This window comes from Phocaeicola sp. RTP21198st1_B8_RTP21198_201120 (assembly GCF_040929485.1).
Taxonomy (GTDB): domain Bacteria; phylum Bacteroidota; class Bacteroidia; order Bacteroidales; family Bacteroidaceae; genus Phocaeicola; species Phocaeicola dorei.
In genome coordinates this window covers 453-1,166 of sequence record NZ_JBCOCI010000464.1, presented here as the reverse complement: position 1 = coordinate 1,166, position 714 = coordinate 453, and the positions used below count along the sequence as shown (strand labels likewise).

The window sequence follows — 714 nt, the reverse complement described above, 5'->3', positions numbered from 1 at the left end:
GTCCTCACTGACAAACACTGATATATTATTGATGACGGGAATTGCCTCACCTGCCCCTATTCTCGAAAGACTGGAAGGTTGTACCAAACAAATAGATTTACTATCGTTTGACGATCACCACAATTTCACTCATCGGGATATACAGCTTATCAAAGAACGGTTTCATAAACTGAAAGGAGAACATCGGTTGATTATTACCACCGAGAAAGATGCAACACGCCTGATTAACCATCCGGCTTTGGACAAGGAATTGAAACCATTTATCTACACCTTGCCTATTGAAATTGAAATATTACAAAATCAACAAGATAAATTTAACCAACATATTATTGACTATGTTAGAGAAAATACAAGAAACCGCAGCTTATCTGAAAGGTAAGATGCATACCAGTCCGGAAACTGCCATTATACTAGGCACCGGACTTGGCAGTTTGGCAAACGAAATCACCGAGAAGTATGAAATAAAGTATTCAGATATCCAATGCCAGTGGCGGTACAAATGCAGATGTCGAAATCGGTGACCTGATGATTATCACTGACCATATCAACTATTTCCCCGAACACCCGCTTCGCGGAAAAAATATCCCTTACGGACCTCGCTTCCCGGACATGAGCGAAGCATACAGCAAGGAACTGATTAGTAAGGCTGACGAGATTGCCAAAGAAAAAGGAATTAAAGTACAACACGGAGTGTATATTGGTACGCAAGGTCCT

Annotated in this window: 1 protein-coding gene and 1 pseudogene; both read left to right on the top strand. The window is 40.9% G+C overall.

Going from position 1 to position 714, the window contains the following annotated elements; genetic code table 11:
• On the top strand, nucleotides 1-379 hold a 379-nt coding region (locus AB5935_RS27315), incomplete at its 5' end, for a tetraacyldisaccharide 4'-kinase (RefSeq protein WP_368328016.1).
• A pseudogene (locus tag AB5935_RS27310) lies at nucleotides 336-714 on the top strand (hypothetical protein); the annotation flags it as partial. The gene AB5935_RS27315 and the pseudogene AB5935_RS27310, both read left to right, overlap by 44 nt.